This window comes from Desulfococcus sp. (assembly GCF_041737845.1).
In the GTDB taxonomy this organism is placed as follows: Bacteria; Desulfobacterota; Desulfobacteria; order Desulfobacterales; family Desulfococcaceae; genus Desulfococcus.
This window is the reverse complement of sequence record NZ_JBGSQX010000101.1, coordinates 1-12,402: the sequence shown is the minus strand read 5'-3', so window position 1 is coordinate 12,402 and position 12,402 is coordinate 1. Positions and strand designations below refer to the sequence as shown.

Annotated in this window: 10 protein-coding genes; 3 read left to right on the top strand and 7 right to left on the bottom strand. The window is 62.0% G+C overall.

The features are described 5' to 3' along the window. Window positions 1–153: 153 nt before the first annotated feature. Window positions 154–2,394: an aminodeoxychorismate synthase component I gene (pabB, locus tag ACEW8N_RS11535; protein WP_373499972.1), complete on the bottom strand. Its 2,241-nt coding sequence runs from the start codon at window positions 2,392–2,394 to the stop codon at window positions 154–156. After that, window positions 2,391–2,999 (bottom strand): aminodeoxychorismate/anthranilate synthase component II, encoded by a 609-nt coding sequence (locus tag ACEW8N_RS11530; RefSeq protein WP_373499971.1) that lies wholly within the window; start codon window positions 2,997–2,999, stop codon window positions 2,391–2,393. The genes pabB and ACEW8N_RS11530 overlap by 4 nt, the downstream gene beginning before the upstream one ends. 355 nt (window positions 3,000–3,354) lie before the next feature. Here ACEW8N_RS11530 and ACEW8N_RS11525 point away from each other — a divergent pair, with 355 nt between their 5' ends. Both ACEW8N_RS11525 and ACEW8N_RS11520 read left to right on the top strand, forming a co-directional pair. Beyond that, a complete protein-coding gene (locus ACEW8N_RS11525) occupies window positions 3,355–3,561 on the top strand; it encodes a DUF6485 family protein (protein WP_373499970.1) in 207 nt (68 codons plus the stop codon). A 98-nt stretch (window positions 3,562–3,659) separates the two neighbouring features. Further along, complete coding sequence (locus ACEW8N_RS11520; protein WP_373499969.1) at window positions 3,660–6,482, top strand: DNA topoisomerase 3; 2,823 nt, start codon at window positions 3,660–3,662, stop codon at window positions 6,480–6,482. A gap of 110 nt (window positions 6,483–6,592) precedes the next feature. Here the strand turns inward: ACEW8N_RS11520 and pheT are convergent, their stop codons facing one another. The 5 genes from pheT to infC form a co-directional block, all read right to left on the bottom strand. Beyond that, the gene (pheT, locus tag ACEW8N_RS11515) at window positions 6,593–9,016 is read right to left on the bottom strand and encodes a phenylalanine--tRNA ligase subunit beta (RefSeq protein ID WP_373499968.1); all 2,424 of its coding nucleotides are present in this window, start codon (window positions 9,014–9,016) and stop codon (window positions 6,593–6,595) included. A gap of 1 nt (window position 9,017) precedes the next feature. Beyond that, window positions 9,018–10,025 (bottom strand): phenylalanine--tRNA ligase subunit alpha, encoded by a 1,008-nt coding sequence (pheS, locus tag ACEW8N_RS11510; RefSeq protein ID WP_373499967.1) that lies wholly within the window; start codon window positions 10,023–10,025, stop codon window positions 9,018–9,020. 109 nt (window positions 10,026–10,134) lie between these two features. Further along, complete coding sequence (gene rplT / locus ACEW8N_RS11505; RefSeq protein ID WP_373499966.1) at window positions 10,135–10,485, bottom strand: 50S ribosomal protein L20; 351 nt, start codon at window positions 10,483–10,485, stop codon at window positions 10,135–10,137. 41 nt (window positions 10,486–10,526) lie between these two features. Then, a complete protein-coding gene (gene rpmI / locus ACEW8N_RS11500) occupies window positions 10,527–10,724 on the bottom strand; it encodes a 50S ribosomal protein L35 (RefSeq protein WP_373499965.1) in 198 nt (65 codons plus the stop codon). Window positions 10,725–10,917: 193 nt separating this feature from the next. Then, window positions 10,918–11,406 (bottom strand): translation initiation factor IF-3, encoded by a 489-nt coding sequence (gene infC / locus ACEW8N_RS11495; protein ID WP_373499987.1) that lies wholly within the window; start codon window positions 11,404–11,406, stop codon window positions 10,918–10,920. A 471-nt stretch (window positions 11,407–11,877) separates the two neighbouring features. On the opposite strand from infC, the gene ACEW8N_RS11490 reads away from it, so the two are divergent. Then, a partial coding sequence (locus ACEW8N_RS11490; RefSeq protein ID WP_373499964.1) for a hydroxyethylthiazole kinase occupies window positions 11,878–12,402 on the top strand: 525 nt, incomplete at its 3' end.

The following is a 12,402-nucleotide window of genomic DNA, read 5'->3' as shown; positions in this document are numbered from 1 at the left end:
GCCGATCCGAATGCTCCGCCCACCTCCCCGCAGCTCGTCGTTTTTTTCCGTCATGGCCGGTCGACGCCCGCTTTGAAAACTCCATTTCAGTGCTGATGATGCAGCCGGCAGATGTCGCCCCCTCTGCCGGCTACCGCTTTTTCTTGAAATCGGTCAGGATGTCGCTCGGCAAACCGCGTCCAGGAGCTCCCGTGAGACCGCAAGGGTCTGGCCGTCCAGGCTGACCGCCGGAACGGCGCCCATGAGGCTGTTGGTCAGGAGAACCAGGTCCATGTCAAGCAGGTCCTCCGGGCGCAGGGCCACCGTCCGAAAGCGATAACCTTCCCGGCCCAGATACTCGCAGACGACCCGCGCCGTGACCCCGGGCAGGACATGGGCCGATTGCGGGCGCAAAACATCCCGTCCCTTGAAAAGAAGGATGTTGGCGGTATGGGTCTCGGACACCGTCCGATCGGGATTGAGAATCAGGGCCTCGTCCCCGCCGCGATCCCGGGCCCAGTGGCCGGCCTGAAGGTAATAAAGGTAGTTGAGGGTTTTGTAATCCGCAAGCGGGGTTTCCCGGGGATGGGGGTAGGTGATGAGCCGAACGCCTTCCGTCTCCCGCCCGGTCAGCCGGTGGACATAGGAACGGGCGGTGACGACCAGCGTGTGGTCAAAGGGCGCCTGTTCACGGCTCCCCTTGAAAACCATGATTTTGACGGCGGCGATCCCGGTCTCGAGCCGATTCTTCTCGATGACCCGGCGGATGACCAGATCCCAGGCAAGATCGGGGCTCTCGCCGGGAAGCAGGTGGGTCCAGGCCCGGTTGAAGCGGTCGATATGCTCGGACAGGTATCGGGGGACGCCCCTGTCGACCCGGATGGTCTCGAAGATTCCATGGCCGTACTGGGCGCCGGGATGGGCCGCCGGTACTACCGCACACGCCATGGGGACCATTTTTCCGTTGACCCATGCCCATGCCTGCTCAACTTGCGTCGCGCCCCCATCGCGCTGGAAAACCGACAGGAGCGTCTCTCCCTTGTGGAGGGTTTCCTCAAATTCATCCGATGGATCGGAATCGTAGACCACCCCCCCGCCGACCGAAAAAATCATCCTCCCGTTATGGAGGGTCGCCGTCCGGATGGCGATGGACAGGTCCATGGTGTCGTGAAAGCTGATGTAGCCGATGGCGCCGGTATAGATATGCCGGCGATTCGGCTCGAGTTCGTCGATGATCTCCATGGACCGGATCTTCGGGCAGCCCGTGATGGACCCTCCGGGGAAGGCGGCCCGGATGAGGTCGACAGACCCATGGCCATCGTCTAGGGTTCCCGTCACCGTGGAGACCAGGTGATAGACGTTCTGGTAAGGCTCCAGCCGCTTGTGCTCGGTGACGCGGACCGACCCGGCCGCGCACACCTTGCCGATATCGTTGCGGAGCAGGTCAACGATCATGGAAAGCTCGGCGTCGTCCTTGGGGCTGGTCCGGAGTTCCCGGGCCATGGCCTCATCCTCTGCCGGTGTTTTCCCCCGGGGCCGGGTGCCCTTGATGGGCCGGGTCTCCACATCCCGGCCGTTCTGAAAAATGAACCGCTCGGGGGAGGTGGAGACGATATGGTGGTCTCGGGCGTGGATATATGCGTAAAACGGAGCGGGATTGCGCCGGTACAACCGCTGAAACAAGGCGAAGGGGTCCCCCTCAAAGTCCGTGGTGAAGCGCTGGGACAGGTTGACCTGGTAGACATCCCCCGACCCGATGTAGGACTTGATGCGCCCGACTGCGTCCATATACTCCGGACGGCGGAAATTGGAGGCAAAACCCTCGATGTTTCCCCTGAAACCGCCCTCTTCGGGCAAAGGCGCCGACATTTTTTCGGTGAACCAGGCCAGATGCGCCGCCGCCCAGTCGCCCCGGCATCCCAGGCCCTCGGGCATGAAGAGCCGGGTCCTTCCCGTCGATTTATCATGGACGACCAGAAGGGAAGGCAGGGCGAGGTAGAGGTGGGGGAGGCAGAGATCGTCGACGGCGGTTCGCGGCAGGGCCTCGACGGCGTCTTTTAGGTCGTAGGCCAGGTACCCAAGGAGCCCGGCAGCGACGGGCGTATCCGGCGGGGCTTGCTGCAGGCGAAAGCGATCCAGAATTCCCCGAAGAGTGTCAAAAGGATTCCCGGAGAGGACGGTTTGGCCGCCCTCCCACGCCATCGTCAGGCGCTTCCCCCGTCCGCTGATGGTCAGCCACGGGTGGACCCCGAGGATATGGTGACGGGCGCAGTCCAACCCGCCGCCGCTCATGAGCAGGACCGTCCCGGGCGTGTGGGCGAACCGGCCGGCGAAGGCCAGAAAATTTTCCTGAATGTCGATGGCGATCTCCCGGACACCGGTGATACCGACGGGCATCGTCCCTCTTTCTTTCATGAATCCGTCCGTTTCCCGGCCCTGCCGTTGCCCAGCGGGCCGAAGCCAAGAAAGTTGTCGATGAGCACGAACCCGTTTTCCGTCAGGAAGCTTTCCGGGTGGAATTGAACCCCGTGAAGGGGGAACTCCGGATGGGAAAGCCCCATGATGACGCCGTCGGGGCTGTAGGCGTTCGCCCGAAGCGGCGAGCCGCCGGACGGAAGCACCGCGAGGGAGTGATAGCGCGCCACCGTGAAGGGCGACGGGACGGCCCGGAAAAGGCCCTGCCGATCGTGGGTGACCGGGCTGGTCTTGCCATGCATGGGCATCGGGGCGCGAACGGTCGTGCCGCCGAAGGCCTCGTTCATGCACTGCATCCCCAGACATACGCCCAGGATCGGAATCCGCCGATGAAAGGCGGCGATGATGGGGATCGAAACACCGGCATGGGCAGGATCCCTGGGGCCAGGGCTGATGAGAATGTAGGCCGGATCGAAACGCGAGGCCGCCTCAAGGGTGATCCGGTCGCTGCGGAAAACGCCGATCTCCAGCGGATAGCGCCGGAACATCTGCACCAGATTGTAGGTAAAGGAATCGTAATTGTCGATGACGAGCAATCGGGGCATCGTTGCCTCCAAAAAGAAAAAGCCACCCGCTGAGTCTGGGTGGCTTTGCCTGTTTCATAACTCATTATGTTGACGTGAACGCTCAGTGCGCAGCGCCTGCTCTGACCGTCCATCCGATTTTGTCCTGCACGGTAACGGAAAAACCGGGCAAGGTCAAGAAAAACCCTTGTCCTCCACCGAACAGCGGCACATCTGGAAAATCCGAAAACCGGGGGACCGCATGATCCGGACATCGCCATTGACGCCAACCGGCTCCCTGTTGTACCCTCGGGAACGGAGGGTGCATGGGTGCGGCAAATCGGACAGGACATGGGATCACGCCCCAACCGCCGTGTAACCTGAGAAGGAGAACATCATGATGGAATGCAAAAAAAACCGAAACCTGAAAAACTGCACCTGCACCTACGCCGGTTGCCCCAAACAAGGTGTCTGCTGTGACTGCATCCGCTATCACCTGAACAGCAGACAGCTTCCAGGGTGCTGCTTTCCCAAAGATGCCGAGAAGACCTATGACCGCTCCTTCGAGCATTTCGCCCACCTGGTGAACGACAAAAAGATCTAGCCGCACCGGGAAATTACCTGGTCCGCTCCGCCCCGCGAGAGGCCCCCCGCCGGGGAAATCTTCCACGAGCGCAAACCCTACGGAAAGAAGATCGGCTCATGAAACAGCCACCTGCCCATCGCCCCCTGAAAACCCTGATCCTCACGGAAAAGCCCTCGGTGGCCCGGGATTTCGCCCATGCCCTGGGCATTCGCGGAAAAAAAGAGGGGTACATGGAGGATTCCCGGTATATCGTCACCTGGGCTGTCGGGCACCTGGTGGAGCTGTCGGCGCCCGAGGATTACGATCCCCGATGGAAGCCGTGGCGCCTGGACACCCTACCCATCCTCCCCGAATCGTTTCAGTACCGGCCTATCCCCAAAACCCGAAAGCAGCTCGACGTCGTGCTGCGCCTCCTGGACTCCGGGGCGCTGGACCGGGTGATCATCGCGACGGACGCGGGCCGGGAGGGGGAGGTGATCGCCCGGACCATCCTGATGGCGGCCGGCTTTGCCGCGGAGGATCGGCTCATGCGCTTCTGGACGAGCCAGGCCCTCACCCCGGAGATCGTCCGCGAAGGATTGGCCGGGCTCCGACCGGCCTCTGCATACGACCGGCTCTGGAAAGCCGGCCAGGCCCGTCAGATTGCCGACTGGCTCGTGGGCATGAGCTGCTCCCGGGCCGCCACCCTTCTTTCCCGCGGGGGGCCATCCTCGAAAAAAGCCGTTCGGGGGAAACCCCAAAACGACGTCTACAGCGTCGGCCGGGTCCAGACAGCGGTCCTCGCGCTCATCGTGGACCGGAAGCGGGCCCGCGAGGCCTTTGTTGCCGAGCCCTTCTGGCTCCTCCGAGTCTGTTTCACCAATGAGAAAGGGGAGTGGTGGGGGACCTGGTGCCGCGACGATCAACGGCGCCTGGCCGCCGAGGGGGATGCCGAAAAGATCCGGGAGAAGATCTTGGGCCGGACGGGCATGGTGGCCGCCGTCTCCGCCCGGAAAAAGCGTCAGCCGCCGCCGCCGCTTTACGCCCTCACGGACCTCCAGCAGGATGCCAACCAGAAGTACGGGTTGTCGGCCCAGGCCACCTTACAGATCGCCCAGAATCTCTACGAACGGAAAAAATGCCTCTCCTATCCCCGAACCGACGCCAGGGTTCTGGGCTCGGGAAATGTGGCGCTGATCCGGACCCTGGTCGAAACCCTGACCCAGACCTATCCCGAACTGTTCGGCGGGGTGGAGGAAACCCTCATCCAAACGTCCAACAAACGCGTCTTCAACGACGGAAAACTGACCGATCACCACGCCCTCATCCCCCTTTCCCCCCTGCCTGCGGATGCGGCCCCCCCTGAAAAACAGGTGTATGATCTCGTGCTGAAGCGGTTTGCCGCCGCATTTCATCCCGACCACGCCTTCGAACAGACGGATGTCGTCACGGCGGTGGAAGGGGAGCCGTTTCAGACCCGGGGCCGCCGGACGATTCGGCCAGGATGGAAGCAGGTCTACGCCAACGAGGGGCGGACAGACCGACAGAAGGACGGCGAGGAGGAAGAGATCGCGGAAAATCTGCCGCCCCTTGCCCAGGGGGATCCGGCGGAGGTGAAAGACTCCGCCGTTGACCGGCGGATGACCCAGCCGCCGCCCGAATACACCGAGGCGCTTCTGCTCAAGGACATGGGGAATCCCGGACGCTACGTGTCTGAAGATGCCCTCCGGAAGATCTTTCGGGGGGAGGTGGGGCTGGGGACCCAGGCCACCCGGGCGCAGATCATTGAAACCCTCCTGACGCGGTCGTATGTGGTCCGTCGGAAAAAACACCTTCTGGCCACGGACAAAGGGTGTTATCTTGTCGATACCCTCCGTCGGTTTCAGACGGCGAAGATGCTGGCATCCCCGGAGGAAACCGCCCGATGGGAGGCGCGCCTGGAGCAGATCGCCCGGGGCGGCGGCTCGGACGAGGACTTTTTGAACGAAATAAAAGAGATGGTGACGCTTATGATCGAAGAATTCAAAGCCGGCCCCAAAGGCTTGGGGCCGTGTCCGGCATGCGGCGGAGAGGTCATCTCCGGCAAACGGGATTACGGGTGCGCCAACTGGCGCAAGGCCGACGGCGGGTGCCGGTTCGTCATGGACAGCGAGGTCGCCGGCCAGCGGATTTCCGCCCAGACCGTCTCCGCCCTGCTGTCAACCCGGCAGGCCGGGCCTTTTTCCGGTTTTGTCTCGGCACGGGGGGAGATGTTTGACGGAATGCTGCGCCTCGTCCAGAGCGACGGCAGGTGGCAGGTCCAGATCGAGGTTAGCGACATGTCCGTGGCGACCCCGCCCGCGACCGCCGCCGTCATCGGGAAATGCCCCCAGTGCGGCGGGAATGTCATTGAAAACCCCAAATCCTACGGCTGCGACAACTGGCGGGAGGCCGACGGCGGATGCCGGTTCGTGATCTGGAAGGAAACCGCCAGGAAAGGGATCACCCCCCAGATGGCCGCAGAGTTGATTCAGAAGGGGAGCCTGGGGCCGCTGGACAATTTTATGTCCAAGAAAGGCAAACCTTTTACCGCCACCTTAAAGCTCGTCCACGAAGGGGAACGATGGGAGGTCCGGTTTGATTTCGGAGACGACCCCGCCGCCGAGGGCGGCCCTCCGCCAAAGGCCATCGGCAAATGCCCGGCCTGCGGCGGCGACGTGACCGAGGGGGTAAAAGCCTATGGCTGCATCAACTGGCGGGAGGCCGACGGCGGATGCAAATTCGTCGTCTGGCGGACCATCGCCCAGAAGCAGATCTCCCCTGCGATGGCGTGTGATCTCCTGGAAAAGGGGGTGACGGAGATGCTGTCCGGGTTTATCTCGCGGAAAGGGTCGTCGTTTTCGGCCCGGCTGCGCCTCAGCACGGAAGGCCCGCCGCCGCCCAAGGTCGTGTTCGATTTTTCGGAGGATTCCGGCCGGTGATGGGTTTTTGGCCATTGCGGGCGGGCCGGGCCGGAAAACCGCACATCCCCCCGTCGATTGGGGGGATGTGCATGGGGTTGGTTCTGCGGAAAATGCGTCAGAAGCGGAGATTATGCCGGGAAGGTTGCATGGAAGGTTCGCATCAATACCGCTGAGATCTTCTCGTGAACGGGCGATACGACCTCATCTTCCAGCGTCTCAGAAGGCGATCTGTAGACGATTCGGATGGAGACGCTCTTTTTTCCCTCCGGCATCTTTTCCCCGTCGTATACGTCAAATAAGAAGGCCTCTTCCACCAGCGGCTCCCGGGCTGCCAGCACGGCCGCGACCACGGCGCCGGCCTCGACGGGACGATCGACGATGAGGGTGATGTCCCGATCGGTCGGCGGGAATTTCGGCATGGGACGGGCCTGTTTCGTTTCCGAGAAGAGCGGCCGGAGAAGATCGAGGTTCAGCTCGAAAATGAATGCCGTCTGCCGGAGGCCGAAATTTTTCATCGCCTCCGGGTGAAGCTCACCCAGGATGCCCAGCCGCACGCCGCCGGCATCGATGACGGCGGTGTGGCCCGGCCGGGTATAATCGCACGCATGATCCTCCGCCGCCGTAACCCGCACGTCGGAAACGCCCAGCCCCGAGAGGAGCGATTCCACAACCCCCTTGAGGTCGTAAAAATCGCAGGCGGCCTCCAGGGTGAACCAGGATGCCTTGCTCCGGGCGCCGGTCCAAACCCCTGCGGCGATCTCGACTTCATCGGGAAGCCGGTCCTGGCCGTTGCTTAAAAAGCTCATGCCCACTTCGAACAGCTTCAGGTCCCGGTTCTGCTGGGACAGGTTCCGGCTGACGCCAGCCAGGAGTCCCGGGACCAGGGAGGTCCGCATCACCGACTGTTCTTCCGTCAGCGGGTTGAGGATGTGGAGCAGACGCCGCCGTTGATCGTCCGGTTTCAGTCGAAGCTTATCGCAGGAGGCTTCGTCGACAAAGCTGTAATTGATGGCTTCGGCAAAGCCGCAAGCCACCATCAGGTCTTTCACCCGGTTCCGCAGGACGATCCGCGGATCGAATTGAACGCCTTCTGCGGGAAGGCGGGGAAAGGTGACCGGAATGCTGTTGTAGCCTGAGAGCCGTGCAACCTCTTCCATCAGGTCTTCCGGCCGGAAAATGTCCACCCGGAACGAGGGCGGCAGCACGCGCAGAAGATCTTCCGACAAGGGGGTCGCGGTGAATTCGATGGCGCCCAGCATGCCGGCGACGGCGTCCCGGGACAGCCCGGTGCCCAGATGCCGGTTGAGGGCCTGGATCGACAGGTCGATGGCCGCATTCCCGACCCGGATGGGGCGCTCGTCGATCACGCCCGAAATGAGGGTACCCCCGCCGGTTTCGAGCATCAGCTGCGCGGCCCGGTCCAGGGCCGCGACGGTCCCCTCGGGATCCACCCCCCGCTCGAAGCGGTGGGAGGCGTCGGTGCCGAGCCCCAGTGTCTTTGCGGTTCTCCGGATGCTGGTGGGGCTGAAATAGGCGCTCTCGATGAGGACCCGCGTCGTGCCGGCCTCGATCTCGGAGTTCAGCCCCCCCATGACGCCGCCCACGGCCACCGGCCGCTCGCCGTCGCAGATCATGAGCATGGCGTCGGTCAGGGCCCGCTCCTTGCCGTCCAGGGTGGTGAATGTCTCCCCTTCCGCGGCCGTGCGGACGACGATCCGATGTCCGGAAAGCTGATCGAAGTCGAATGCGTGGAGGGGCTGGCCGGTCTCCATCATCACGAAATTGGTGATATCCACGATGTTGTTGATGGGCCGGAGGCCCACCGAGAGCAGCCGGTCCTGAAGCCAGAACGGCGACGGCCTGACCTGGATCCCTTCGATGAGCCGGGCCGCGTACCGGGGACAGTGCTCCGGCGCCGCGATGGCGACCGAGGTCCGTTCACGGATATCGCCCTCTCCCCGGGGCAGGCGGATCTCCGGGCGGGTGATCTTCCGGTGCTGAAAGAACCCGATCTCCCGGGCGACCCCCATGACGCTCAGGCAGTCGGGCCGGTTCGGCGTCAGGTCGATTTCCAGGGAGGCGTCTGAAAGGCGGAGGGCTTCCGGCAGGGGCGCGCCCACCGCCGGGGCCTCCTGCCTGTCGTTCAGGGTCATGATTCCGCCGGCGTCGATCCCCAGCTCCAGCTCGGCTTCGCTGCAGAGCATCCCCTCGGAAGCCTCGCCGCGGATCATCCCCTTCTCCAGCAATTTGCCGCCCGGAAAGACGGTGCCGGGAAGCGCCAGGGGAGCGGTCATGCCCGGGGCCACATTGGGCGCCCCGCAGACCACCTGGACGGTCCGGTCCCCCGCATCCACCCGGCACAGCTTGAGCTTGTCCGCGCGCGGGTGCGGGTCGACCGAAAGAACACGGCCCACCCGCACGGTATTCAGCCAGGCATACCGGTCCTCGACCGAATCGACCTCCAGGCCGGCCATGGTCAGGCGTTCGGCCAGTTCGACCACGTCCATGTCGACGGGGATGTACTCCCGCAACCAACTCAGGCTGACTTTCATCTTAAAACTGCCTTAAAAATCTAAAATCGTTATCGAAAAACCGTCGAAGGTCATCTATCCCGTATTTCAGCATGGCGATGCGCTCCACCCCCATGCCAAAGGCGAATCCGCTGTAGCGCCTTGTATCGTATCCGACGTTTTCAAAGACGGCCGGGTGCACCATCCCGGAGCCCAGCACCTCCAGCCAGCCGGTGTGGGAGCAGATCCGGCAGCCCTTCCCCCGGCACATCACGCAGAGGATGTCCACCTCGGCCGAGGGTTCGGTAAAGGGGAAGAAGCTCGGCCGAAACCGCAGGGAGGTTTTGGCGTCGAACATCTGATGGACGAACGCCGTCAGGGTGCCTTTGAGATCGCCGAAGCTGACCCCTTCATCCACCAGGAGCCCCTCGACCTGGCTGAACATGGGGGTGTGCGTCAGGTCGGAGTCGCATCGGTACACCTTGCCCGGAGAGATGATGCGGACCGGAGGCGGCTGTTTTTCCATCACCCGGATCTGCATGGGGGAGGTCTGGGTCCGCAGCACGATGGCGTCGGACACATAAAAGGTGTCCTGCATATCCCTTGCCGGATGGTCCCTGGGGATGTTGAGGGCCTCGAAATTGTAATAATCCGATTCCACCTCCGGCCCCTCGGCGATGTTGAACCCCATCCGCGTGAAAATGGCGCAGATCTCCCGGGTGATCTGTGTCAGCGGATGCAGGACGCCCCGGGGAGGGATCCTGCCGGGGAGGGACACGTCAATCCGGTCCTCCCCGCCGCCGGCTTCGGATGCCAGCCTATCGAGGGCCCCCGTGAATGCGGCATCCAGCTCATGCTTCACCTCGTTGGCGCGTTTTCCCGCAAGGGGCCGCGCTTCCTCAGGCAGGCTGGATATGCTCCTGAGAAAATGGGTGATGACACCCTTTCTTCCCAGATATCGAACGGAGATGGCCTTGATGTCTTCGGGGTCCGAGGCGCCGGCCAACTCCGCCAGGGCCTCGGCCTTGATGTGTTCGATGTTCTTTTCCACGGATACTCCCATTGGATCGCCGGGCGTCGGGCACCTTGTGCGGCGGCAGACGCTCCCGGCACGATGGTTCATCCGCCGGCGGCGGATGACGATCCCAGATCCGTCAGGTTCAGTTTCGAGAGGCCGCCAGGGTGGCGATCTGGGAAAACGCCGCGGGATCGGACACCGCCAGTTCGGCCAGGACCTTCCGGTCCAGGGTCACATCGGCCAGTTTGAGCCCGTGGATGAATTTGCTGTAGCTGAGGTCGTTCATGCGCGCGCCGGCGTTGATGCGGGCGATCCAGAGCTGCCTGAAGTCCCGTTTGCGGGTCTTGCGGTCTCCGTAGGCATAATTGAGGGCCTTGTCGACGGCATCCGCCGCTGTCCGGAACAGCTTGCTGCGTCCGCCCCGGAATCCTTTCGCCAGGGCCAATACCTTTTTGCGGCGTCTTCTCGCCTTGAATCCTCGTTTGATTCTCATTGGAATGTCTCCTTGTTGTCATGCATGCGTTGGATGTCACGTTACCCGTTGGGCATCAGCAGCTTCAGCTCTCTCACGTTCGTTTTGTCGATGATCTGGCTGAGTCTCAGGCTTCTTTTCCGTTTTCGGGTTTTTTTGGTCAGAATGTGACTCGCATGGGATTTTCTGAAAACGAATTTTCCGGTTCCGGTTTTCTTGAATCGCTTGGCAGCCGCGCGATTCGTTTTTATCTTCGGCATTTCTATATCCTTTCAACCTCATTTGTTCATGAAAAAAGGGAGAAATCTCCCTATTTTCATTATCCCCCACATAAAATAATAGATGGCGTGAGCCATCAGTATTAATGTGCACACGCCACCAAAAATGATCAAAACCGCCGGTTCGGCTGATTCAGATGGATCGGTCTGAAGGAAAGTGTTGTATGAACGTCTGTTATTTCGGGGATAAAATCATCACCATGGTGCGCCCTTCAAACTTCGGGTACTGCTCCACGGTGGCAAGCTCCACGAGTTCCTCGGCAATCTTCTGCAGCAGCTCCCGCCCCTGCTCGGAGAGCGTAATTTCCCGCCCCCGGAACATGACCGTGACCTTGACCTTGTCTTTCCGTTCGATGAACTTCCGGATGTGGCCCAGCTTGACATTCAGGTCGTGGTCGCCGGTTTTGGGACGAACCTTGATCTCCTTGACCTGAAAGCTGCTCTGCTTTTTCTTGGCCTCCTGCTGCTTCTTGGTCTGTTCATACTTGTAACGTCCATAATCCATTATCTTGCAGACAGGGGGCGTGGCATTTGGAGAAACCTCCACCAGGTCCAATCCGAATTCGTTGGCGGTGGCCAGCGCTTTGTTGGTCGGAATAATGCCGATTTGATTGCCGTCCGGGTCGATGACCCGAACCTCTTTTGCTCTGATCTGGCGATTGATGTTCACCCCGTCTGTTTGTCTTGGCCTAGATATTCTACACCTCCTCCAAGGTATCCTATTGAAGACCCGAGCCCGAAAACCGGATTCCGGTCTATAATCTGACAACATTCCCCGGTCACATGATATAAATTCAGTAGTGCCATATACAATAAGGGTAAGAAATGCAAGAAAAATAATAAAGAAAAATAAAATTCGGAGGCCCCGGACGTCCGATGATCTACAGATCCACGCCATTCTCCCTGTCTCGGGCGCCCCTTCGACCACCCGGACGCGAACCGGACCTGCGGGACGGCTTGACACAACCCTGCGTTTTGCCTAAAATGCGCCATCCATCGACTTCCAGACAAGGATCCTGTCCGCGTCGTCGATCGTCCGCCCGTGGCCTGGAAGCTTGTTTCGCGCCCCCTTGCCGAAATCGTCGTCTGAAAGGCGGCACCTTGCATCAACACTCACCGTTCGAGGCCGAATGACATGAGCACCCTGAGCGACCGCGCGGCGGAAAACCTGGCGGCCGTCCGAAACACCACCCCGCTGGTGCACAACATCACCAATTTCGTCGTCATGAACCTGACGGCCAACGCCCTCCTGGCCGTCGGGGCGTCGCCCGTGATGGCCCATGCCGAGGAGGAGGTCGAGGAGATGGTCGACCTGGCCGGAGCCCTGGTCCTCAATATCGGCACCCTGACCCGGGAATGGGTGTCGGCCATGATCCGCGCCGGGCAGGCGGCGGGGGCCCAGGGAAAGCCCGTGGTGCTGGACCCGGTCGGGGCCGGCGCCACCCGGTTCAGGACCGAGACCGCCCGCAGGTTATTGAAGGATGCCGCCGTGAGGATCATCCGCGGCAACGCCTCGGAAATCCTGGCCGTCGCCCGCGCCATGCCGGAGAATGCGGCGGAGGGCGGTTCGGATCCCGGCATCGCGACCCGCGGCGTCGACGCGGTCCATTCAACGGAAGAGGCCGACGCCTGGGCAAAACGCCTGGCCGGGCGCTCGGGC

Excerpts from the sequence above, each read along its gene's own strand:
- pabB (WP_373499972.1), bottom strand. The coding sequence starts at position 2,394 with ATGAAAGAAAGAGGGACGATGCCCGTCGGTATCACCGGTGTCCGGGAG.
- ACEW8N_RS11530 (WP_373499971.1), bottom strand. The coding sequence starts at position 2,999 with ATGCCCCGATTGCTCGTCATCGACAATTACGATTCCTTTACCTACAAT.
- ACEW8N_RS11525 (WP_373499970.1), top strand. The coding sequence starts at position 3,355 with ATGATGGAATGCAAAAAAAACCGAAACCTGAAAAACTGCACCTGCACC.
- ACEW8N_RS11520 (WP_373499969.1), top strand. The coding sequence starts at position 3,660 with ATGAAACAGCCACCTGCCCATCGCCCCCTGAAAACCCTGATCCTCACG.
- pheT (WP_373499968.1), bottom strand. The coding sequence starts at position 9,016 with ATGAAAGTCAGCCTGAGTTGGTTGCGGGAGTACATCCCCGTCGACATG.
- rplT (WP_373499966.1), bottom strand. The coding sequence starts at position 10,485 with ATGAGAATCAAACGAGGATTCAAGGCGAGAAGACGCCGCAAAAAGGTA.
- rpmI (WP_373499965.1), bottom strand. The coding sequence starts at position 10,724 with ATGCCGAAGATAAAAACGAATCGCGCGGCTGCCAAGCGATTCAAGAAA.